Annotated in this window: 18 protein-coding genes; 13 read left to right on the top strand and 5 right to left on the bottom strand. The window is 57.3% G+C overall.

Annotated features, from left to right (window positions below):
- Positions 1–50 precede the first annotated feature (50 nt).
- The 3 genes from F0M18_RS13530 to F0M18_RS13540 are packed head-to-tail and all read right to left on the bottom strand — an operon-like array spanning position 51 to position 3,052.
- Positions 51–1,154 carry an ATP-binding cassette domain-containing protein gene (locus F0M18_RS13530; protein ID WP_149611980.1) on the bottom strand — a complete coding sequence of 368 codons (1,104 nt, stop codon included), beginning with the start codon at positions 1,152–1,154 and terminating at the stop codon, positions 51–53.
- The gene (devC, locus tag F0M18_RS13535; protein WP_149611981.1) at positions 1,155–2,315 is read right to left on the bottom strand and encodes an ABC transporter permease DevC; all 1,161 of its coding nucleotides are present in this window, start codon (positions 2,313–2,315) and stop codon (positions 1,155–1,157) included.
- Positions 2,312–3,052: an efflux RND transporter periplasmic adaptor subunit gene (locus F0M18_RS13540; protein ID WP_188109718.1), complete on the bottom strand. Its 741-nt coding sequence runs from the start codon at positions 3,050–3,052 to the stop codon at positions 2,312–2,314. The genes devC and F0M18_RS13540 overlap by 4 nt, the downstream gene beginning before the upstream one ends.
- Positions 3,053–3,389: 337 nt before the next feature.
- Here F0M18_RS13540 and F0M18_RS13545 point away from each other — a divergent pair, with 337 nt between their 5' ends.
- A complete protein-coding gene (locus tag F0M18_RS13545) occupies positions 3,390–3,800 on the top strand; it encodes a zf-TFIIB domain-containing protein (RefSeq protein WP_149611983.1) in 411 nt (136 codons plus the stop codon).
- A gap of 33 nt (positions 3,801–3,833) precedes the next feature.
- Positions 3,834–4,583, top strand: coding sequence for a hypothetical protein (locus tag F0M18_RS13550; protein ID WP_149611984.1), 750 nt, complete (start codon positions 3,834–3,836; stop codon positions 4,581–4,583).
- Positions 4,584–4,629: 46 nt separating this feature from the next.
- Here the strand turns inward: F0M18_RS13550 and F0M18_RS13555 are convergent, their stop codons facing one another.
- Entirely contained in the window at positions 4,630–6,573 is a 1,944-nt protein-coding gene (locus F0M18_RS13555; protein WP_149611985.1) for a RyR domain-containing protein, read from the bottom strand.
- 639 nt (positions 6,574–7,212) lie between these two features.
- Between F0M18_RS13555 and F0M18_RS13560 the strand changes: the two genes are divergently transcribed.
- The 5 genes from F0M18_RS13560 (at position 7,213) to F0M18_RS13580 (ending at position 18,995) form a co-directional block, all read left to right on the top strand.
- A complete protein-coding gene (locus tag F0M18_RS13560) occupies positions 7,213–12,201 on the top strand; it encodes a hypothetical protein (protein WP_149611986.1) in 4,989 nt (1,662 codons plus the stop codon).
- A gap of 112 nt (positions 12,202–12,313) precedes the next feature.
- Positions 12,314–13,612, top strand: coding sequence for a hypothetical protein (locus F0M18_RS13565; RefSeq protein WP_149611987.1), 1,299 nt, complete (start codon positions 12,314–12,316; stop codon positions 13,610–13,612).
- Entirely contained in the window at positions 13,575–16,217 is a 2,643-nt protein-coding gene (locus tag F0M18_RS13570; protein WP_149611988.1) for an ATP-binding protein, read from the top strand. The genes F0M18_RS13565 and F0M18_RS13570 overlap by 38 nt, the downstream gene beginning before the upstream one ends.
- 521 nt (positions 16,218–16,738) lie before the next feature.
- Positions 16,739–17,461 carry a response regulator transcription factor gene (locus F0M18_RS13575; RefSeq protein ID WP_149611989.1) on the top strand — a complete coding sequence of 241 codons (723 nt, stop codon included), beginning with the start codon at positions 16,739–16,741 and terminating at the stop codon, positions 17,459–17,461.
- Between the two features lie 7 nt (positions 17,462–17,468).
- Entirely contained in the window at positions 17,469–18,995 is a 1,527-nt protein-coding gene (locus tag F0M18_RS13580) for a sensor histidine kinase (RefSeq protein ID WP_149611990.1), read from the top strand.
- Between the two features lie 498 nt (positions 18,996–19,493).
- Here the strand turns inward: F0M18_RS13580 and F0M18_RS13585 are convergent, their stop codons facing one another.
- Positions 19,494–20,000 (bottom strand): hypothetical protein, encoded by a 507-nt coding sequence (locus F0M18_RS13585; RefSeq protein ID WP_149611991.1) that lies wholly within the window; start codon positions 19,998–20,000, stop codon positions 19,494–19,496.
- A 130-nt stretch (positions 20,001–20,130) separates the two neighbouring features.
- Between F0M18_RS13585 and F0M18_RS13590 the strand changes: the two genes are divergently transcribed.
- The 6 genes from F0M18_RS13590 to F0M18_RS13615 are packed head-to-tail and all read left to right on the top strand — an operon-like array spanning position 20,131 to position 23,796.
- The gene (locus F0M18_RS13590) at positions 20,131–20,619 is read left to right on the top strand and encodes a hypothetical protein (protein WP_149611992.1); all 489 of its coding nucleotides are present in this window, start codon (positions 20,131–20,133) and stop codon (positions 20,617–20,619) included.
- Between the two features lie 2 nt (positions 20,620–20,621).
- A complete protein-coding gene (locus F0M18_RS13595; protein ID WP_149611993.1) occupies positions 20,622–21,338 on the top strand; it encodes a lytic transglycosylase domain-containing protein in 717 nt (238 codons plus the stop codon).
- Positions 21,339–21,372: 34 nt separating this feature from the next.
- Positions 21,373–22,197: a hypothetical protein gene (locus F0M18_RS13600; RefSeq protein ID WP_149611994.1), complete on the top strand. Its 825-nt coding sequence runs from the start codon at positions 21,373–21,375 to the stop codon at positions 22,195–22,197.
- Positions 22,198–22,215: 18 nt separating this feature from the next.
- Entirely contained in the window at positions 22,216–22,827 is a 612-nt protein-coding gene (locus tag F0M18_RS13605; RefSeq protein ID WP_149611995.1) for a hypothetical protein, read from the top strand.
- A 44-nt stretch (positions 22,828–22,871) separates the two neighbouring features.
- Positions 22,872–23,300 carry a hypothetical protein gene (locus F0M18_RS13610; RefSeq protein ID WP_149611996.1) on the top strand — a complete coding sequence of 143 codons (429 nt, stop codon included), beginning with the start codon at positions 22,872–22,874 and terminating at the stop codon, positions 23,298–23,300.
- Between the two features lie 40 nt (positions 23,301–23,340).
- Positions 23,341–23,796, top strand: a complete 456-nt coding sequence (locus F0M18_RS13615) for a hypothetical protein (protein WP_149611997.1) — start codon at positions 23,341–23,343, stop codon at positions 23,794–23,796.
- Positions 23,797–24,189: the final 393 nt, after the last annotated feature.

Below are 24,189 nucleotides of genomic sequence, written 5' to 3' on the forward strand. Positions count from 1 at the left end.
GTGCACGGCACCAGCCAGCGCAAGGCAGACAGCTGCCACGGCCGGTCAGGCTAAAGTCGCCCGGAATCCACAGGGAATCCCAACTCCCGGGCTATATTCTGTATTTCCACCCTTTCTTCGGGGCTGACCTCACCGTCTGCTGCCGCGACCGCATACAGCGAATCGAGAAAATGCTGCGCCTGATCTGCGGAAAAAACGGCCGAGCCGCCATCGCCATCCTGTTGACGACAGCGCAATTGCGATAGCGCCAGCTCCATCACCAGGTCGACTTCTCCGGGCGAAAGTTTGGAAGAGTCGTTAAGCACGGTGCGAATCATAGTTCGCTCCGCATCGTCGATACCGCTGTCTGCCATCGCTACACGGGTCAGCGCCAGTGCGAACGCGGAAAGGTACTGTGCAGCGCCCGGGTCGTGCTTGTTGAGGAGCTTGAGCATGCGGCTGGAATGCGTGGCCATGGCTTCGCTGACCGTCTGAATCTTGCCGTCTTCGAGGTGCATGATGTTATCGGCAACATCAAGAATGCGATTGTCGTGTGTCACCAGTGCCACGCTGGTACCCTGCTCTCGACAGAGCTCCTGGATCAGGTCAACAACATTCCGGCCGGACTCTTTATCCAGCGATGCGGTAGGCTCGTCTGCCAGTATCAGGCGGGGATGCGTTACCAGCGCCCGGGCAATACCGGCTCTCTGGTTCTGCCCGCCGGACAGGGCCCGGGGGTGCTTGTCGACATGCTCTCCCAGGCCCACCCGCTCGAGCACCTCGATGACCCGCTGTCGCTGCTCCTTGCGAGAGAGCTTCTGCTGGCTGAGTTGCAGCGACATCATGACGTTCTGGGCCACTGTGAGTGAATCGAGTAGGTTATGGTGCTGGAAAATGTAGCCGACCTGTTGCCGCACGCGGCAGCGATCACGCTCGCCGGCATTGAGTATTTCTCGACCCAGGACTTGTACACTCCCCGATTGCACCGCCCGCAAGGCACCGATCAAGGTGATCAGCGTAGTCTTGCCAGAGCCGGACGGCCCGGTCAGGATCACGATTTCCCCCGGCGCGATCTGCATGCTGACATCGTCGAGCACCTGGCGGTCGCTGACGTCGGTACGGTAGACGTAGGAGACGTTTTCAACTACTACCGGAACAGGGGCTTCAGCGCTCACCTAAAAGACCTCCGCCGGATCCGCGGATCGCAGCTTCCGCAGCGCCAGTAACCCAGAACCCGCGCACATCACGATGGTCAACACCATCACCAGCACAGCGCGCTCCACGGTCATCTCTACAGGCAGATTGGTGGCTTCTGTTGCCTGCGCATACACCAGCAAACTAAGCAGAATTCCCGGTACAAAGCCGATTAACGCCAGCATGACGGCCTCGTTCAGAACCACTCTTGACAGGAAGAAGTTGCTGTATCCCATCGCTTTCAAGGTGGCGTACTCGCGCAGGTGATCCTGTACATCCGAAAACAGTATCTGGTAGACCACGATCACCCCCACCGCGAGCCCCATGGCCACGCCAAGGCCGAAGACATAGCCGATTGGTGTGCTATTGCTCCAGTAGTCCACCTCATGCTGGACAAATTCATCACGCGTCAACACGCGCACGTCTCCAGGAATCGTCGAACTAATCTGCTCCCGGGTCGCCTGCAGATCTGCCCCGGGCTGCAGGTGAATCAGCCCCAACTCTATTCTTGAGGGCTGTCGGTCAGGGAATATTCGCCGAAAATTGAGGTCGCTGGTGATGATGCTACCGTCGATACCAAAAGACGTACCGAGTTCGAACAAGCCCACCACGGTCACATCACGATCGTTTATCTCCGTACTCACCGGCTCACCAGCCTCGAATTGCCGGGCAACAGCACCGAACTCAGCCCGAGAGAAGCGGTCGAAAAGCACCCTGTCGGGCAGCCGCAGCTTCTGCACCTGATTCGGGTCACCCGCCAGACGAAAACCCGCTGCCGATGGATCAAATCCCATAACATATATATTGCGAACCTTTACCGGGTCGTCCGGGTTACGCCAGTTACCTATGCCAATGTAAACCGGTGTCACCGATTCCACGCCCGGGAAGCCGAGCGCCTGGTAAAGCCGATTTCGGGGGAAGCCGGGCGGATTGACGATATAGGTGGTTTTGGGGCTAATGAGCGCCAGATCATAGCCGAGAGCAGTATGCCAGCGCACCGAACTGTCATAGAGCGCCTGCTGAAAACCCAGCTGCACGAAAACCAGCACCACTGCGAACGATACGCCGAGAACAGCGGCAAGCAGTCGCAACTTCTGGTGGCTGATCTGCAACCAGGCGATCTTGTATGGCGCTAATCTCAAGGCTGGATTTCCACCTCCACCTGAAGATTGGTCAGGGCTTTAACCGCGTCGACATCGTCCAGCAGAATATGCACCTCTATAACGCGGGCATCGGCCTCTGCAACAGGGTCCATACCCAGCACGTCCAGGCGCCCCACCTTGAGGCCGATATTCTCAACCGTTCCGGAAACCGGCGACTCCAGCGCAGGGCTGCGCACCGAGGCCTCTTGCCCCGGAGCCACATGAATGATGTCGGTCTCATAAACTTCGGCCACAGCGTACATCTTGTCTGTGCGACCGATTTCAACCACACCCTCCACGCCAACCCGCTCGCCCGGTCGGGCGTGAACGTAAAGAATCTGCGCATCGTGAGGTGCTTTTACCAGCGACAGGTTCAGCATGGCCTGGGCAGCGGCGACGGCGGCACCCGCCCCTTTCACCTGTAGTTCAAGCGCCTCCAGCTTGGAAGCGGAGGTTGCCATGGCCTTGCCTAACTTTTGCTCTCGCCGTAACTGGTTACGCGCGCTTTCCAGCTGCGCTTGCGCCTGGTCCAGTTCCGCCCTGCGTACCGGGTAGCTGTCGAGAACGGCGATCACGTCACCTTTCTTGACAGCGTCGCCTTCACTCACCTTGAGGTCCATGATCACGGAACCAAGCCCCGATGGACCGGCCAACATGACCACACCACCTGCCGGCTCGATTCGGCCCAGGCTGCTTATCACGCGAGGTTCGGCCAGCAGCGCTCGCGGGGCAAACATCGCCACTGCCAAGCATAACGAAAGGAAAAACCGCATCGTGGTCACGCCTCAGACTGTTATTATCTTCGCAGGATAGCAGAAAAGCCGGCTTACATTGGAACTGATAAATGCCTTTTTGGGAAATTTCAGTCATTGCCGCCCACCGGCACGCTCAGCCACACAGTTACCCTCGCATCCGATGCTCCACGACATGAAACCTGTTGTAATCAGGCTGGCAAAAATGCTTGATTGTCTTTAATTTATGCACTTTACTCATTGCATTCGGTTCTATCAGCGCATACCTGTGGGTATGAGGACTAAACCAATATCAACAACGAACCTCAATCGGAGCCTCTAGATGGAACATAACCCGGACGAACACAACCTGAAATGCCCAAAATGCCACCACGGTATGGAGGTGGTAGTCCACGATGAAATCGAAATCGACCGCTGCACCAACTGCAAAGGCCTCTGGTTCGATGATGACGAGGCTCATCGCATGAGACAGATTGAAAAAAGTGAGCTGGTCGATCACGGTGATCCGGTAGAGGGCTGGAAATTTGATAGCCGTGAGGATATCGATTGCCCGCACTGCGGCAAGCGCATGCACAAGTCCTACGATGCCAAACAGCAGCACATCTGGTACGAGGTATGCCACGAGCACGGGATGTTCATGGATGCGGGCGAATTTACCGACCTTAAGGACGAATCGGTCCTGGACTGGTTCCGCAGCCTGATCAAGGGCAACCGGGATATCGTTGCGCCCTGATCACATACAGTAGGCTGGCAGCAGGGCGCGGCCGTGGACTGGCGCATTGTATTTGGCCTCGCGGTCACCGTGGTCTGGATCAGTGCCGGGCTAGTCTATCTCGTTTCCATAGTCGGCCTCGGGAAGTTCGTCGCTCTCCCGACAGCTGATATCGGCAGCTTTCTCGAGGGCGCTTTTGCACCACTGGCATTTCTGTGGCTGGTGATCGGGCATTTCATGCAACAAAAGGAAATCACCGCCAACACCCGTGCAATCGGCGTACAGGAGCAAAGCGCACGCCGGCTGGAGGTTCACTCACAGCGCGAGAGTTACTTTAAATTACTGGAACTGGTGCAGGAACAACTGGGCTCCATTGCCAGCTTTCACTATATGTCCGTGTGCGGGCCAACAGGCTCGGGAGAAATCACGGGCGAGGAGTTCCAGGAACAGCGCAACCATGCCAGCACCGGCGACCCGTCCTGGTTTGTGCGTAAGATGATCAGCCTCGCCATCGCCCACCGCGAGCAGCCTGAGGAATTACAGGAAATATTCTTTGGCACCGAAATACGTCGACGTCACTCCGATAATTTTACGACCACGTTCACCAAACTGGAGCGGGCTGCGAAAGCAGTAGATACGGAAGACATGATCACCGACGCACTGGTCTATGGATCGGCCTTCGGTATTCTGCACAGGATAATCCTTAACGTGCGCGGCGATGAAGGCATCGAATCACTACTCGGTCTTCGCCCCGCTACCGGCAACATCTCCGCCGATGACCCGGGCTCTTCACAACGCCCTTGAACACAGACCATTTACTCGCGCGCGCCGCCGGACCACAGCCTCATAGCTAGCTCTCTACTGAATCAACTTGCGGCGCATTAAGCGCCGAATACATGCGACAGACTTTCTGGCCCTGCATCTTCAACAGCAGCGGTATCTGGCGAATGTTGGCCCGGTCCTTTTCCTTGTCCTCTTCAGTCAACTCCTGCCAGGCCACCAGGTCCGGGTGCAACATACGATCCTCATCCCTGACCTCACCGTAGCTGTAACCCGCCAGGTATTTGTCGGCCATCCAGCGGCGGTGCTCCAGGTGGGCCAGCAGCTCCATCATCAGGTCATCCGGTGGAAACGGGGCTTCCGCCTCACTCGAGTCGATACTGCAGGCCACGCAATTGGCTATACGCAGCTTGACATCCATATGTGCGGCGGCGTGCTGATTGGCCTTTTTCTTGTGTGCCGGCAGAGCAGACCACGGTACCAATGAGGCGTTGCTGCGCACATCCACGCCATTGCCTAGTTGCGTGTCGATATAGGCGTTGTGCAGCGTACGCGCCATCGCATCCAGTGCTTCGTTGACGATCACATCAATGCATATGGTTTCGTCGAGGCATTCGAAATACTCTATGGGCTCATGCTTAGGCAGCCCGATCTTGTCCATCTCGATTGGCTCGAAATCATCATCGATAATTTCGGCCAGGAAACTCTGCTGGTTCAGGCAGACGACGAAATTCAGCGGCGGCAGCCCGCTGTGCCGACGCAACCGGTTGAGACGCCGCGCCGTGAGAATACCCTCAACATCTTTCTCGAGTCCCACATAACAGACATCGAAATGCGTGGCAGTCTGCATTTCATGCCACTGCTTCGGCTTTATCGTCATCGGGTCCGCGTACACGAAATCGATTTCCACGGTGTTATCCAGTTGTACGTGACGGTGACGGAAGCGTTCCACCTGGTCTCGCTCGCTGTCCTGACACAGCACGGTGACCCGCGGCAGGCGAAAGTCCGTGTAGTGCGCCGTGAGTGCCGTCTGCAGGATCATTTCACGCACCAGGGCCTGAAAACCAACGAACAGGATATGCATGGGTTTACTGGCTCGGCTGGTGGGCCGGTAATACAAATCCGGGGCGCACAGCCTGAAGATATTACGGGCTATGGTCTCGCGCCGGCTGAACAGGCGAATCGCGAATCGCGAACTGTTGACCTCGAGAAAACTGTGGACGCTGAACACTTCGTAAATATCCGGTGAATCCACTGCCAGGAAGCAGCGCAAGGACACATCCGGCGGGTCGTCACCCACTGATGGTTCGCGGCGCCGCGCTATTGACTCCAGCTGTCGCACCTCGGCATCCGTCAGCCTGCGGGTAAGTCGTTCCACCGCCTTGGCGATGGCGATATTCGCCTTGTCATCACTGGTGCACAGGAATAACTCCTTCGCGTAGACCACTCGCGATTTCATCAAGGTCAGGGTATCCATGGCGTTGCCGCAGACATGAATCGCGCCGTAGTTGGTCAGCTCCGCGGCCATCGCGTTCAGTGGATCGTTATCGATGATGACCACATGCTTGTCGGAGTTCAGGCAGTAATCCCTGGCGATACGAAAACCGGTTTCACCGATGCCGCAGACCACCACGAAACGCCGTTTGCGAAACAGCAAACCGTAGAGCGCCACTTCCTCCTCGACCACGGTCCAGACCGCTTTGGCGGCCGTGTATAACACGACCATCGGCGCGAGGGCCCGGGCCACCTGCAGATAGACAGGCCAGCCCGCCGTCTCATCCGGTGCCTCGAAGATGAAGAGCCGAAAAGCCCCGTAGACGACGTCCCAGCGGGTGTAGCTTCCCCCCTGGTCAGCAAACGTCAGGGTCTGGGCGTAGCCGACACAGCCCAGCAGAAAAGCGAGGGCCGCCAGCAAGCCCACGATAGTCCACTCATGACGGGCGATCAGATTGACGCGCTCGGGCTCAGGCTGGCGACGGTTGCGGCCGTGGAAGGACTCATTTGCTGGCGTCATGGGCTCAAATTGTATGTTGTCGTTTTTGCAATCACTTTAGCCGCAAAGCCGTTACATAGAAAGCGGCCATGGACAGGCAGCTAAGCGCCCCAGCGCACTGGCCAATAGTGAGCGACTCTTTTCGGTGCGCTCCATGGCCAGGTAACACAGGGACTGCTGCATAGTGGTGCAGGACTGATTACTGTGCACCCTCGCTGACTGAGCGAACGCTTTGCGGATTCCGCCGCCAATCACAGACGTTTATGACGTTTCGCAGCATTTCGACACCCATTACTCACCCATCGCACTGCGCACCGGCAACGTGGAACAAATGTTGCTGCGAGTAAGGGGAAAGTGGGAGTCTTCGAATGCAAAAACCCTCTAAAAACAGGGGATACTGACTGCGAAATGTCAAGCGTTTTTCTTTTAAAAAACCATTTCTTGACTATAGTTAGTGACTAGTACCCAATGGGAGACGGAACCAATGTCTCCTTGAGAGCCTCGCCCGCACCGGGTAAACACCCTGGTGCGGTGTCGGTGTGTATGAGAAATGGAAATTCTGACTCCGGCCAAAAGCTGGTTATAAGCGGAAGGCGAATCATGAAACTGAACTCTCCAGGTCACCGATCTCAGGGGCGAAACTGCTACATAACTCGTAACGTGACGAGGGTATGCCGACTGGTCGGCCTGGCCACTGCCCTGGCAATTCCGACAGCGACGCTAGCGGACGGCTTCGACAACGGTTTCGAGGGTAATGACCTGGGCGGCTGGCAGCTTGACCCGGCACCACCTGCCGACACCGTCGAAGTCATAGAGGGTCCGGAAGGGCCGGCGTTGTTCCCTATCTACAACAGCTTTGAACTGGCTCCCGATGGGCAGGTCTCCCCACGACTGGGGGACTACATGTTGCGCCTGGGCACGCCCAAGCTGAACAATGAGACCCAGAACCGGGGCGTCAATGGTATCTCGCAGGAGTTCGTTGCCGAGTCGCCCGCCCTGGCCATTGCCCTGCGCCTGTTTTCAACAGATCACCGGGGTGATGACATTCTGCGCATCAGCTTGTCCGACAGCAGCGGCCTGGAACTAGCCTCAGACAATACCTTCGAGTTCAACAACGCCGCCGGGGACAACTGCCGGGCCAGTTGTGAAGCCACGATTGACACCGGCAAGCGCAAGGATGTCATCGACAGCGGCTGGCAGGACATACAGTTCAGTGGCCTGGCGGCAGGCGAGATATATACCCTGCGAATCGAGCTGGAGGCAGGCCAGAATGAGTCGCTGTCGTCCTGGCTCTATGTCGACGGCGTCAACGCACCGCCCACGGCGAGCATCAATTTCAATCCCGGCCAATCCGGCCCGGCCGTGGAGGGCGACTTTGTCGTCTTTGACTGCCTGGACTCCGTTGACCCGGAAAACAGCGAGCTGGCCTGCATCTGGACCGCGGAGTTTGCCGGCGTGTCGCCACAGCCCATCATCGGCAGGACGGTGGTGTACTCCTTCCCCAACGACGGTACCGGGACTATCAACCTCGAAGTCACTGATGGCGAGGAATCGACCACCGCCAGCACCTCTATCACCATACAGAATCAGGAACCGCTGGTTAATGCGCTCAACGTAGAAGTGTTGCCAGGTGCCTCGGTAGACCTGGTCTGTCGCTTTGCCGACCCGGGCGCCGCGGATACCCATAGCGTCGATATTTCCGTATCCGGTGGCACGACCGGCGACATCGAAATCGACACAGAAAACGTGCCGGCACTGTCCTCCGGAGTCGCCCGCACCAGCTTCACAGCACCGGAGCAGGCTGGCGACATCAGCGGCTCCTGCAGCGTAACGGATGACAGCGGCAGCACCGGCAGCGATAACTTCACAATTAGCGTGCTTGAGGTGGCAGCGCTCCAGGATCGCGTCGCCGCGAACACGGGCTCCACCGTTGGCATGCCGCAGGTCCTGCCCACCGATCAAAGCAGCCTGGGCGGCCTGAAAGACCCGAACAGCCTCGCGGTTTACGAGATTCGCCTGCCCAATGGCGGCCCGCTGCCTGCAGGAACCGAAGTCAGCGTGACTGCGAAGTTCCCGGTGGACTACGACATCGTGCTGCTCAATGGCTCGACGGAGACTATCAGTGCCGCGCCGTGGGTGAGCGCCCCCTTCGTCAGCGCGCCCTTCGTCAGCGCACCCTTTGTCAGTGTGCCCTTCGTCAGCGCACCGTTCGTCAGCGCACCCTTTGTCAGTGCACCCTTCGTCAGCGCGCCGTTTGTCAGTGCGCCCTTCGTCAGCGCCCCCTTCGTCAGTGCGCCCTTCGTCAGCGCACCTTTCGTCAGCGCGCCCTTTGTCAGCGCACCGCTGACTACCAGCCTCTGGGAACAACCGGGCTTCCTGTTCGAGAACTTCCCCCTCTCGCAACTGGCCGGGGCACCGGATGGCAGCAATATTTCCGGCATCGACGTTTCCTTCCAGGACCTCGGGGCCCTCGGCAGCGGCGACCTGACCAATGAAGCGGTATTCGTCAAAGGGCTCTCCGCCGAGTTCGGCACCAATACGGAACAGCTGTTGGTGGAAATCGGGCCCGGCGAACAGGGCCTGTACCTGGCGGTCATCCCGCAGGCGGGTTCGTTCTCCGCGGCACCTTTCAACCTCGAAGTGGAGGCGGCTATCCCACCCGAGACGGCATCACTGCTCGGACCGGCATGCGCTGGCACGCCGCTGGTAGCCAACCCCAGCACCGGCATCGAAACACTGCGCGCCTATGGCAGTAAAACGCTCATCGTCACCCAGAAGCAGAGGATGATGGCGACCTTCGATATGGATGATGCGGAGTGGGAGGCATGGATGCTGGCCATGGACCCCTTCTTCAGTCACCCCAGCGTGCAGGCAACGGTGATTTCCGTACCCGGCAACTGGTACGACACGGCGGATATGGAACCCTGCAACGTGCAGGCACAAAATGCAGTAGCCGCCAACATCAAGGGCGCGATCGACAGCGCCAGGACCGAGGCCACGCAGTTTGTGCAGCTGATGGGCTCGCTGGACATCATCATGCCCTATTACCTGCCGGACGAAACCCAGACTGGCAACGAGGCATTGTTCGCCGCCGACCTGCTCACGCTGCCCGGCACGCCCCTGGGCGTGGCGATTTCGGAAGGCTACATGCTCACCGATGCCTTCTACGTGGACGCGGACCCGCAGCCGTTCAATGGCCGCCTGCTGTACCTGGAAGACATTTCCATTTCGCGACTGGTGGAAACACCCGGGGAGATTCTGGCCAACGCACAGCGCTTCGTTGAGACTGGCGGCGTCATCAATATACTCAGTGTCGAGGCGGGAACCCCGGGCGCCGGCACGCAGTCCACCGGTTACGACTTCTTTATCGACGGTACGGACGTCATCAACGACATCCTCGACAGCGACTATCCGGGCACCAACACCACCCGCAATGACGATAGCTGGGATGCGGCAACACTGCGCTGCCAGTTCTTCGGCGCCGGCGAGAACTGCAGCAAGCCGATCAGTGCGGTGAACGCGGTGAACGCCCATATGAGCTATAACGCAGGACTGACGGCGAAAGGCTTCAACTGCCAGTACCGACCGCAAATGTTCCCGGAACTGTGCGCGGATGAAATAATCGATCCCCTCGGCGAAGTGTTCCTGTCCACCGAGTCAGCCAGCATCTACGAAGACCCGGACGCTGACGGACCGGCTATAGCGATCAACGGTGTCACCTTCAGCATCGGCTGCCACAGCGGCCTGTCAGTACCAGATGCCTGGGGATTACCGGAGATACTGGATCTGCCGCTGGACCCTGCGAAAGACTGGGTTCAGGAGCTGGGCACCTGGGTGGGTTCCTACAACTTCGCTTACGGTGACACCGATGTCGCCGACCGCGGCACAGAAGGCATCATGCCGCTGGTCATCGCCAACTTCGCCGAGGGCATGTCGCTGGGCCAGGCCCTTACCGAGGCCAAGTGGCAATATGGAGCCGGGTTGTTTGAATTTGGCGTCTACGACGAGAAGAGCCTGGTGGGCCTGAACCTGTTCGGCATGCCGCAGGCAACGCTGGAGTCCTCCGTGACCACAAGTACGCTGGCCACGTCGGCTGCTGGCAGTGCCTCGGGGACCTCCACTGGTGATGAACTGGTGGTCAACCTGGAAGAAACCGACACCGGGGGGCCGACCATCAATAGCAGCGCCGGTGGCAGTATCGACCTGCACAGCAACGACAAGGGCATCTGGTACAGCATATCCGGCAATGCCCAGGCCATTGTCGGTCGCCCCCTGTTACCTGTGCTCAAGCCATTCGAACTCAGGCCCGTGGGCACCACCTCGGTACACGCTGTGGCACTGCGAGGCGGCACCTTCACCACTTACCTGGACGAGGACCCGGTATTCCCGGCACAGACGCATGACCTGGTAACAGACATCAGCGAGCCGCAGCCCTGCGTGGAGACGCTGTCACCGTCACTGATTGCCTCGGTGAATACCTTTGATTCCCCGAACGGCCTGCTGCAGTCCCTGGTAATCCAGCCGGGGCAGTTCAAGTGCACCGATTCTCCGGCAGCCCAGGACGCTGACGGATACCAGGTCAACGGTGATTTCCGTATATGGAACAGCATCGACCTCGAGCTGTTGCACCCGGCCACGGTTGCGCTGGACAGTGACCGGCAACCGCCCGAGGTGACACGCCAGGACCTGCTTGGCGACCCCGCAACCGGTATCGTCAACGCCACACTGGACGCAGAGGACCCCAGCGGCATACGCGAGGTGATCGCCCTGGTCTACCGCGATGACGATGGGCTGCCCGGCGGCACCGGGACGGCGACGCCCTACTCTACCACCACGCGCAATGGCGATGGCCTTTTCGAGCTGGTGCTGCCCAACGCGTTCGATAACCTGCTGTCCTTCCAGTACATCGACGAGGCAGGCAATATCACGGCCAAGACTCTGAAGGGTGCACTGTTGCGTGCTATAGAAGTAACCATCAGGACGTCGATCATCAGCCAGGGCAGTTCTACCCAGGTTGTTGTGGAGATCGGTGACTTCGACAAGCTGGTCGCGCCCTACATGGTGGTCGATTTTGGCGATGGCTCAGAGCCACTGTTACTGGAACTCGATGAACCGGACCCCGAGCTGTTCGAACTGGTCAACAACCCCGATGGCAGCGCCACGGTGACGATCGACTATGACTACAGCGGCTTCACCGGCAACAGCATCACCATTCGGGTCGAAGTGCGCTCCGCCGGCGGTCTCGGTAATGACGAGAAGACCATCTCCCTGTGCAGCGACCAGGAGGGTGACGTGAGTATCCCGGCGGCGGATATCATCGGTTGTGGGGTGACCTCGGAAGGCACCGAGCTGACCATAGATGTAATCCTGGCCGCTGACATAGCAGCGGACATCCAGTATCGGCTGGTACTGCCCGACACCAACACGCAGATCAAGTACGCCGATGGCAGCGTGACCGGGCCAAAGAACCTCAAGATAAGCGCCAGCGCGGTCAGCAGCGATCGTATCAGCTTCACCTTCGACGCCAGGCGCTTGAACTGGGACGGCGTTGCGCCGTTCCGTTTCCTGTTCCAGACGCAGGACGGTGTCTCCGGTGGCCAGGGGCAGGGCTTCGTCGACAGCACGGACGTGAAGCTCTACGAGCCCTGAGGCTTGGGCAACACGTGAGTTGCGTTCTTGGGTCGTTGTAACGTAAGGTCGGTGACAACAATATGCGGACAGGGGCCACACGCTGGCACCCTGCCGTCACCCGGGGTCAAGGATGAATCGTGTTCGAATCTTTATCTCGTCCCCTGGCGACGTAGCCGGGGAACGCCAGCGCGCGTTGCAGGTGGTCGAGTCGCTACAGCAGACCTTCGACGGCACGCTCAAGCTCGAGCCCCTGCTCTGGGAACAGGAGCCGTTGCTGGCCACGGCGGATTTCCAATCGCAAATACGCTCACCCGCAGATTTCGATATCTTCGCGACCATCATCGGCAGCCGCCTGGGCAGCCCGCTGGGCCCACAATTCACGCGGCGCGACGGGACGCTCTATGCGTCGGGAACCGAGTTCGAGTTCGAAATGGCCGTCGCCGGTTACCATGCCAATGGCAAGCCCGACATGCTCTTCTATCGCAAGATGGTGACGCCGGATGGCTCATCCAGCGAGCAACTGGAGAAAGTCTCGTCGTTTTTTGACAAGTGGTTCTCCAGCCCGGACGGCCTTGGCCGTATCGGCAGCTATCACGAGTTCAAGCACACCGATGAATTTGAGAACCTGTTTGCCGCCCACCTCCAGGAAGTGCTGCGGCGTTTCCTGCCGCGGCCGAACAACCTGCCGGCGCCCATCAGCAGCTTTCTGGGCCGGGTTGACCTGATACACCAGCTCAGCGATCTCGTGCTGCGCGACGATGTGCGCCTGGTCACGCTGACCGGCGCGACCGGCGCAGGCAAGAGTCGCCTCGCCTTGCGCACCTCCCGGGGCCTGCTGCCCGAATTCGCCGACGGTGTGTTCCTGGTTCGGCTGCAACCCGGCGCCCACGCGGAAAGCCTGCCCGCCACGATCGCTGACGCCATCGAATTAGCGCTTACAGGCGACAGCCCGCCCATGGAGCAGGTCAAGGCTGCGCTGACAGACAGGGAGCTGCTGCTGTTGCTTGACGGGCTGGAACAGGCGGAAGCGGCTGCACCGCTCCTGGCTGACCTGCTCGAGGCCAGCGCGGGGTTGAAGATTCTGACCAGTCGCAATGAACCACTGGGGGTCAGCGGTGAGCATACCCTGACAGTGCCGCCGCTGACCCTGCCCAAGAATGATGCCAGTTCCTTACAAGACATTCAGGACGCAGAGGCAGTGCAGCTATTTCAGGAGCGGGCCCGGGCCGTGCGCGATGACTTCGAGCTGAATGCAGACAATGCAGCCACGGTATCGGAAATCTGCCGTCAACTGGGCGGCCTGCCCCTCTCCATAGAGCGTGCCGCGTCGCGTTTGCGCTCGATGAGTGTGACCAAACTGTTGCGCTCCCTGGCCTCGATCAAGGTGAAGGATGAAACGGGTAAAACTGTTTATCTCATCCCCCGCTGACGTCAGCGCGGAGTGCAAACAGGCGCTGGCGGTAGTGAATCGCCTGCAGCCTGAGTTCGAGGAGGCACTGACGCTGGACAGCGTGGTATCCGCGGTCGGCTCAGACAGTGCCGGAGCCCATGCACAGCAGGCTGCTGACTTTGATATTTTTATTGCCATCATCGGCGGCCAGTTGGCGCACTGGCCCGGTGGGCACCCTGCAAATGGTGGCGATGCAATTTCGCCATCGCGCACCGAGGCGGAGTTTGCATCCGCACTCCAGGGCGCCAGACAGGCGGGCAGGCCTGAACTCCTGGTTTACAGGAAGTCCTTTACAGCAGGCGATCCAGATACATCGCAACGCGCCGCCGTTGCCGCTTTCTTCGACAAGTGGTTCCTGAGCGCCGAAGACAAGACAGCGACGGCCGCCTACCACAGTTTTGCCGAGGCAGAGCAATTCACCGACCTGTTTACCGTCCACCTGCGTAAACTGCTGCGGCGTCACCTTCCCAGACCCAACAACCTGCCTCAACCCGGCAGCAGTTTTGTCGGCAGGACGCAACTGCTTCGCGAGGTATCCGGCTTGCTGAGGCAGAGTGACACGAGATTGGTCACGCTGATGGGGCCCGGCGGCACCGGCAAAAGCCGGCTTGGCCTGCGCGTTGCCCACGATATGCTGCCGGAATTCGAGGACGGCGTATTCCTCATCAGCCTGGCGGCACTCAGCCAGGCGGACCTGGTGCCGAGCACCATCGCCACCACCCTCGACATCAAGCAGAACGACAATCGACCGGTTATCGAAACAGTTATCGACGCCCTGCAGAACAAGGAAATGTTGTTGCTGATCGACAACCTTGAGCAGGTGCAATCCGCCGTCGCGCAGATCGATACACTGGTATCGAAATGTCCCGGGATCAAGATATTGCTCACCGGCCGGGAGGCCCCGCGGGTCAGCGGCGCGCGCACCGTAAAAGTACCGCCCTTTTCGCTGCCGGATATCAACAAGGCGAGCTATGAGGAGATCGTTGCCTCCGAATCGATCCAGCTTTTCCTTGCCCGAGCGCGGGCGGTGTCCGAAGGTTTCCAACTCACTGAGGAGAATGCCGGGCAAGTGCTGCAGATCTGCCATCGCCTGGACGGACTGCCGCTGGCTATCGAACTGGCCACCTCACGACTGCGCGCCATGGACACCTCCGAGTTACTGAAGTCCATGGACCAGCGTTTCGCCGTGCTTGACGGCGGCACCGAGGAACTGCTCGATCACCAGCGCAGCCTCCGGGAACTGATTTCCTGGAGCTACGATTTACTCAGCGAGGACGAACAACGACTCTGGCGTCGTATGGCGGTTTTTACCGGCGGCTTTGCCATGGAAGCTGCAGAAGAGGTCTGCGATCCGGAAGACGAATTCATCGTCGATATCGAGGTTGAGGGCCTGGTTGACAAGAGCCTGGCCAATCTCAGCTTTCATACCCTGGAAGATGGCGAGGAAGAGGCCAGGGTCAGCATGCTCGATACGCTGAGAGAGTATGCGCTGATGAAACTGGAGGAATCCGGCGAGTTATCCCATTTCAGGGAGCGGTTCTGTGACTGGGTAACCGGGCTGGCCGATGACTCCTTCCATGAACTACGCGGCGCCGGATCGGACGCTCGTATTGCACTGCTGGAAATGGAACAGGTGAATGTGCAGGCGGCCATCGACTATTGCCTGAACCTGGCGAACCCCGACTGGAACAGGGCGCTCAGGATTGGCGGTGGCGTGTGGTTCTACTGGTTCGAGCGCGGCATCCTGTCGACGTCGAGGCGTTTGTTTGAACAGGCGCTGGAAGAAAGACCGGACGTGGAGAAAGCCGTGCGCGCGCTGGCGTTGCGAGCACTGGGATCCGTTGCGCGGTTTCAAAATGACCTCGACATTGCGGAACGCGCCTGCCTGAAGGCGCTGGATCTCTACAGTGAGTTGCAGGATGACGCCGGGCAAGCCAATGTACTCGGCGAGCTTGGCGCCATCGCTGAAAGACAGGGTGATATGGAGAAGGCCGCTGACAAGCTCGACCGGGCACTGCAACTGTTCTCAATGGTGCCTGGCGATCTTCATGGCCTGTCATTCGCCTCGGCCGCCCGGGGGGTGATCAATCATCTCGAGGGTGACCTGGCGGGCGCACGCGCCTACTACGAAGCAGCCCTGAGCGCCGGCAGCGAGTCAGGTGACACCGACTCGATAGCCAGTGCACTGGTGAACCTGGGCGAGGTTGCAGAGGCTGAAGCAAATTATGAGCAGGCCTATGAGCACTATGCACAAAGCCTGGATCTTTTCGCCCATCGCGGTAAAAAAGTCGCGATAGCCTATTGCGCGGAAATCATTGCGGGACTCAGTTGCAAACACCGCAAAAAGTATTCCGACGCGGCACTGTTTTTCGGTTTCGCCGAAGCCCTGCGCGCAGAAACCGAATCGCCAATAGAATCGTTCAATGCGGAGCGCCTGGAGGCCGATATCAGGCTAACCCGCAAGGCGATGAACGAGGAGACCTTCCGGGCATCCTGGGACGCCGGCGCTTCTCTGGAAGTGGACGAATTTCTGCTCCTCATCCGGGATATAGAGCTTAGCGGGACCGGTGCGGCTGTAGCGTGATGTTGTCAGGTGGGCCTTCCGGAATCAGGCAGAGTGTGTCACCCGGTGTAGTCCCGCAGCCTGGCCCGCTCCAGACGAACCCAGGCCATAAACAAAAACGGCCACCCGATGGGTGACCGTTTTTGCTTATATGGTGGGTCGTACTGGATGAATCACAACGTCCCTTAGGCCGTTGCGACCCCTGCGGGGGCTTCGCCGCTTCGCGGCTCGTTGCAAACTCGCCCCGAGGGCGAGTTTGTCGAACCGGGTCGTCGAACCAGTGACCAATCGGCTAAAAGCCAACTGCTCTACGCATTGGGCCGATGAGCCAAGGGATCTGGTCCACCAATTGGCTTGAGATTCTTTTGAGGTTTTCAGGCGTAACTTTATTCACAGATACCAGCCATCACCCGGAATCAGTATCGCCCTCTCCTGACAGTGTGTTGATTTCAGTCACGGGCCGACAGATTAGCTAATTAAGGCTATTATTGCCTGTCACCAGGTTAAGTGTTTGGGGCAAGTGGGCTGTGCATACCATATTAATGATTGAGGACAATATCGCGTTCGTCAGATCTTTCAGGAAGATTCTCGAGGCAGAAGGCAACTTCGTGCTGCAGGATTTTCAGTCCGCGGACCGGGCTATGAAGCACTATTGGGAAGGCGATTTTGACGTTGTCATCGTGGATTTGCAGTTAGACGGCAGTCGCAACCAGGGTTTTGACTTCATGCAATGGCTGCGTAGGGAAGAAAAAAAGAGAATGCATCTTCCGGTGCCAATTCTGGTGTTAACTTCAGACACATCAGCCGGCAGCATCGCCAAATGCTTTGGACTCGATGGTGCGTACGTACCTAAGGGACATAACGATGCAGAAAACCTGGTAGGTGAATATTCGAAAAGCGAGCGACCCGAGCCTGCGGTCGAAGCGATAAAGTCGTTAATCAGGAGAAAAAAGTCCTATGAAAGCAAGTTCTCCCATCGAGGACTTGAGCTCACTCCAAAAGGTGAATTCAAGTACAACTCATCGCCTTTTCTTAAAGACAAGGAGAAAATGCGCCGGATACTCCATTGCCTTATGGAGAATGCGCCTGAGGTAGTGAGTCGTAGAAAACTGGAGCAGGTCGCCTGGGACGCGGCCATTGGGGAAGGAAATAACTTGAACACAGAGATCAACAAGCTACGCGATGCAATTGCTGAGTTGAACCCCGCACCACCGGTAGCAATCGAGACGCACCGGGGCACCGGTTACCAGCTAATTCTGCTTTAAAAAAATCATGAACAAAAAGTCATTTGGATTACAACTGGGTCTTTCCCTCTGGTCGGTAGTGCTTGTTCTGCTCGTAGTTTTCTGGTTCATCAATGTCGAAACTTACAAGCGCGACGTATTTGGTGAAAACATCCTGATGATGTCTTCCAGGATATCAGACACCGTCGAGGGACTACCCATCATGTACGAGGACACAAGCGAATTGGCCGGCGCAATATTGAAAGCAGAGTATGACGGCATGTCCAGTGTGCCGCTGGAGGAAGCTGCGGGCGCCGTTTTCGACATACATCAGGAAGAACCCATTTACCACTACGAGCTGGATAACGGGGGCCGACTTGAAGAGAGCTTCGACAGGCACTGGAACAGGGAGTTTGAAACCCACTCTGGAGTGAAGCCTGTGACCCACTGGCTAAGCGAAGAGCAACTTTACAAAACAGCACACTTGTTGGCTACCACTGGCGCAACCTTCAGTCTTTATGAAAACTCGTTCTCGACCACCTCGCCCTACTTCAGCCTGTTGCTGCCCTATTGGCCTGACGATGACAAGGCCATTGTCATAGTTGCGGGGGCTGACAATGCACTGGGCAAAATAACCAGGCACAGCGCTTCTCTCGCAATCAATCTCGTTTCAGTTTTCCTGGTATTCACCGCTGTGCTGGTGACACTGGTGCACATCCAAACACGCCGCTTCAGAAGCGTACTTCTACAGTTAATCTCGTCAGACACATCCGGCAGACAAGAAGCCGACGCGATGAGAATACAATACCCGGGAGAGCTGAGTGATTTGGTAGAACGCATCAACATAACCAACCAGACCAACTATGAACACATAAAGCACCTAAAACTGCTTCTAAAAGACATACACCATGAAGTTGGCGCCCCCATTGGCATAGTTCGTCACGAAATTGCTTTGTCGGAGAATGAAACACTGCGCCATACGGTAGATGCTCAACTGGACTGGATGAGTGATGTTTTAAACGGTTATATGGCAATTGCCGATGTCGCCAATCAACTTACCCTGTCCGAAATGGTAAACGTCACGGAGATTTGTGAGGTCGCAAGATCACGCGTACTTGATTACTGCAAAATAATGGAGAGATCTTGCGACATAAGCATTAATGTACCCACAAACATTAACTATCCGATAAGACGGGAAGCAATGCTGCTACTGCTTACTGAGTTGGGCAGGAACGCGGTAAAATATGGTGAGCTCTCCGTCACCTATTTTGCCGAGACCCGGGGTCCCAAAAACAAATCCGACCGTTCAGCGCTACCTGATTCGCTGGTGTTGCGCGTTGAAAATGATGGCAGCGCTATACCCGAAGAAAACTACGGAGTGCTTGTGGAAGCCGGCCGCAGGCTTCGTGACGACAGTCCGGGAACAGGCTGGGGTCTCTTCATGATTCAGCGCCTGGTCGAGTACCTCTCTGGTTCTCTCGAAATTGGCAGGTCTGCGCTTGGCGGTGAAGCCGGCGGCGTCAGGATCGAAGTCACCCTCCCCTATCACACTGGGAACGTTGATACCCATACTTGAGCTTGAGTTGAGGTTACATGGCTTAGCATTGGGGCCATGTACAAACGAGCTCAAAACACCTCTATTGCATACCTATTTCAGAGACTCCTGGTTGTCGGTGTCTTGGGATGCTGCACCCAACAGGCGCTAACAGCCGATCTGGACAGGTATAGCTGCATTGCGGAGCCTGATCTCACCCTGAGTCACTCCATTCACGACTTGCCATCGGTCATGATGGCCTGGATTGCCTGTGAGACCCGCTCGTCTGCCGATAGGACGTTTGGAGTCTACGTTCGCTGGGCCGAGCGAATCTCAAGCCGTGGGAGGAGTGCACTTGTAAACTTCACAGACCACTTGTTCTCTCATCATGAGTTCTCCCTGAACAGCGGGCCGACTGCTGATATCACACTGACTTTACGTGAGAGCGCCGAGCGGGAGGGTCTACACGTGTTCTCTGTGACCGTTTCGCCACGTGAGGGCATGGATTTTCCGAATGTTCAACGCGAGTTTCGCGTGGCATTAAATCCTGGTCCCGAGAGTTGGCTCAGGGTAAACAACGAGACCCGCCCGCCCGCGGGAGACGCGAGATACTACATCGACGTTGACTATCTCGATGGCGCCCAGGTTGTGCGGCGAGATGGCCTTGCCGACCTTGTATTCCGCTTGCGCATACGCAACAAGGCAGACTATCCCGTCGAATACGCTTTCAGGCTTCCAGCCGGTTACTTCAATGGCTGCCGCAGCGGCAGCAAGAACTTCCATCATGAGCAGTTCGCCGACGTCCACGGGTATGTTGAGGCAGGACGCAGCGACATTGTAGAGCTTCGTGCCGAAGGACTGACCCACGAGCCACAAAAACTGTTCGGGAGGAAATGCGCGGGCGCAATTAATCTTGACGGCTTCAAACGGTTCCGGAGAAAGGGCGACAAGGTGATAGCTGCTGTCGACTGGCTTCGCTGATGCCTGACAATCAAGCAGGTGAAACCATGAATCAATCGGCCAATGCCGTCGTTCGCGTACTGTCATCACTAGTTGCAGACACTGGTGATCAGGCTGAGAAGAAATCGACGAGCGAGCCTGAAGCGTGGCTTGAGGCCGCTTTGAGGGAAGAAGTGCGAAAATTTCTCCACGATTGGGAGAAACGTGGAAGAAGACCATGATTGGAAAAACACTCAGCCTTATTGCGGGTGCGACACTGGCAATGGTTGCCAGGCCGGTCTGGCACCCGCTCATCAATGGCCAAGTACCGGCCGAACGCATTGCGGAAGCGGGATCCTACTCAGCCCACCCAACGCCGCCTCGCGAACCGGCTGTTCGCGCAACTACACGTACAGAAGCTGTAACGAACACAGCCGTTAGCGGTGTGCTGACCGCTGGATCGCAACCAAATTCTGCGCAGGCGGTGCCTGGCTCACCACAACCCGAGGTAACACAGGTCTGGACGGCCTTCGACAACCAAGCACAGGCAACAGCCTTCATCGACATGGTAGCTACATTGACGGCTGGCGAACTGGACCTGCAAGCGCGCGAGATAGACGAGCAGAGGTGGGTAATTGTTCTTCTTTCCGCTAACGAAACCGTTGCCAGGGAAGAGTTACAAGCATTTCACGATGCCACAGGCGTAGCGCCCCCCCAGGAGCTCTAGCTATGACACCACGCTTTGCTATGACTTTAGGCATACTGGCCGCCACATTCTGCCTGAACGCCTCGGCAAATCCGGGCAACAAGTTGTCGGTTCCATTCATCGAGTGCTTTGACCAAGCGGCAAACAAACATGGGCTGCCTCTGGCGCTACTTATGGGCGTTGCCCGCGCCGAGAGTAACTTCGACCCACTGGCCTATTCACATGCCAATGCCGTGGGAGTGATGCAGATTCAATGGCCTGGCACTGCAAAGGACCTCGGCATCACCAGGATGGCGGTGCTGCTGGACCCGTGCACCAATATCGACGCCGGTGCACGCTACCTGAAATATATGCTCGAAGAGTTCAAAGGCGACCCGAGGCTTGCACTGGCGGCCTACAACATGGGCCCCAACGCGCTGCGCAAGCGGGGGATGCCTGGTAGCGTTGAGCAATACGTCGATTCGGTTCTTGGCTATCGTGAGCATTACCAAACCCTGAAACCGTTGCGGCTGGAGGTGGCCAGTTCCCGGTATACAGCCATAGCGGGGTGGGCGTGGCTGCCGCCGTTTGGCTCGGCGCGCGAGGCACGGGCTTTCTCTACTACTGTGGAATCAATCTTCCCGGGTATCGACTTGGCACTGGACACCACCGCAAAACGGGTGCGCTGGCGCTGTGAGGCAGATAGAGGCTGTAAAGATGCTCAGCAGTGGCTGGCAAAACTCCAAGCCGCTGAGAACTGAAAGTACACGGACAACCACTCCAGGAGGAGAGGCTATGAAAACATCGATAATCACAACCACCGCCAGAAGCCTGGCTATCGCTGTGGGCATCACGGCTGCAACGTCCGGCGCTAGCGCGGCTGACACCGGGCCAAGAATCAACCTGTTCCCGGCCCCGGTCGTGGATCAATTCAATGACATGCGCATTGCCACAGGACAGCTGGAGAGCGCCGTTTACGAGGATGTAAAAGACCTCGAGAAGCTCGAGAAGCTGTACTCGGCCACTCAGTGCAATGACAGTTTCAGCGAAGGCTGTGCCGCGCTAGAGCGCAACATGCGCGAGAGCTACAACCGCTTCCTGCAAACATGGACGAAAGAGCTCAACGCGCTAAAGCCCAAGATTCAGGATACGGTGGAGGCGGTAGAAGGCCGACTTCGTACCGAGGTTGGCCGAAAGATGACGGGCGCAGATTTCCAGCGTGCCATTGCCGGCCGGGCAAAACGCTCAGAGTTCAAGCCCGCTGTGACCGTTGACGGCAAGCCAAAGGGCCGACTGAGCCAGACCTTCTCCCGACACTACGAGATGGTTAAGCGCTCAAGCTCACAGTCGTCTAACGCGCCCGTCCTAGCGGCCGAGGTGTATAACGATATGCGAGGCGCACAGTACTACATGGAGTTGATCGAAACCGAGATTAGCGCACAGATGACGGAAAACGTCATCAATTTGGAATGGGGCTCCTTTAACGAGCAGATGGCGGCCACCGTATCCAGCGTTAAGGGCTTCCTTTACGGCGAAGCGGACCAGGCTCAGGAAATTTCCACCGTGGGCCTGGAAGTTGCGGACGCCAGGGATAACTACCAAGACCTGTTCATCGACTAACTGACGGAGGTTACGACCATGTCAAACGAGACCATGAAGAAAGCAATAGCCGCATCTGCCGCCAAGGTAATCGGCATGGCAGGTGCAATAATTCTGAGCACCGCATGCGCCAGCAACCCAAGTTCATACCTGGCGTTTGAAAGCTGCGCTCTGGACAGTACCAGCAATTTGAATGCGGCCATCGCCCAGGTGGAAAGCAAGCTCAAGCTGGACCAATGCGCCGGCAACTTCGAGCTCTACTCCAGTGAGCTTATCGCCATCGCCAGAAAGAACACAGCGGAAGGTAATCTTGACCTCTTCGCCAGCTACGTACGTCGATCAATTGATAAGGGGCACGTAACTGGCAATCGAGGCAAAGAACTCTTCAGTCGCTACTTCGACGACGAGTTCTATTCGCTGAAATCTCTCCCAGGCAGCCTGTGTTACAACCTGTCGTCAGAAGAACGCAAGGCGGACTTGAAACGCGACCTTCAGGCCGAGCTGAGCCAGAAACGGGTGGGCAAACTTGAGGTGCTGGGAGACAAAGAAGGTTTTCGCGCGTCGCAGGCCTACTTCGAGCAAACCATGGACGTGTTGAACGCCCTTGACAGTGCCTGCTCTGCCGAAAACCGGCGCATGGCCGCTCGTTAATGCTGGCGCATTCTATATACGTTGTGCTTGGGGCGGGTAGCGTCGTGGTTGCCCAGCTCTGCCTTGAGAAAGTCACCCCGGAGATCCGCCAATGGCTGAATTTGTTGGGTGACTCGGTACCTGTTTTCTTAGCCGTGCTCGTTATGTTTGCGACCTGTACCGTTCTGCTAACTTACGAGTTGCGTCAGCGCGCCCCCGATATCGCGAAAACGATTCGGTATCTCGCGTTGCTAGATCATAGTGCTGATCTTGCGTTCGGTGTTGGCGTGATCTTCACTGCAATCGGGCTTCAGGGAGCGCTTAGCGGCAGTGGCAACATGATTTCTACCAGCTCAAGTATGCTCCCTTCTTTGAGCTTAGCCTTAACCACCACGATTGCGGGCGGCCTCTTGGGTTACGCAATGCGAACGATCGTAGAACTCACGTTTGGTGAGAAGGTGGCACGGCTGGAAGTAGAGCATGCCTCTCAATAAACTTCTGATCAGACGAACCAGCCGGAGGTCGACTTCTGAAATGCTGCAGACCGATGTGATGCGCTTTTGTGTGCTGATCTTGGTCGTATCAGTGGCAGCTACGAGTAATCAGCTCGATCAATCGAACGCTCACCCATCGGCGGTGAGTGCAGTAGCAGAGGCCTCTCAAGGAAAAGGGGGCTATATCGCGTTTGATTCTGATGACGCGTTTCTTCAGATGTTAGCCAGTGGTCGACTTCAGGTTTTTGCGGGTGTAGAAGGCGAGGTTTTGCAGCTCGCGCCTGGCAATGTGCTCTCCAAGTCTTCGGCACCGGAACTACCGCGAGGTGCTTTTGTAATCGAAGTTCAAACCCTTCCTCCTGGGTTTCGTCGGAAGAATGTATCAGAGTGGTATGGCGTAATCGACGACCACATCTTTGAGGAAGCGTTAGACGCACTTCAGGAGCATCCTAACGCAGTTGTTACTATTGGAGACAAGGGTGCAGCGGTCAGATAGTTGCACGATTTTCAACTGCGAATGAGACAGGAACAACAGCGGCTAGATGACGTTAAAGCGACACCTTGTCGCGGCGACCCATGCGGTCACGTAGGGGAATTCCGTGAGATTAATCTCCGAGCCGCATAGCCATGAGGCTGCAGAGCACATCGAGCAGCGATACTGATGAATCTGGGTGGATGTCGATATCTCGTCTGCAGGTTGGTATTGATTTTCGGGCCTGTTTTATCATGGGCTGAGCACGGTGAACCTTATAACCAAGTAACCGCAGAGCTAACTGTAATTGAGCCACCCGAGCATTTCGTTCTGACACACGCGCTGATGGTTGATTTCAAAAATGAATTAAACGCTATCAGGGTTCACACTTCCTATACCGAGCGAATCGATTCCATG

Origin of the sequence: Pseudohalioglobus sediminis, assembly GCF_008370495.1 — a bacterium.
Lineage (GTDB): Bacteria > Pseudomonadota > Gammaproteobacteria > Pseudomonadales > Halieaceae > Halioglobus.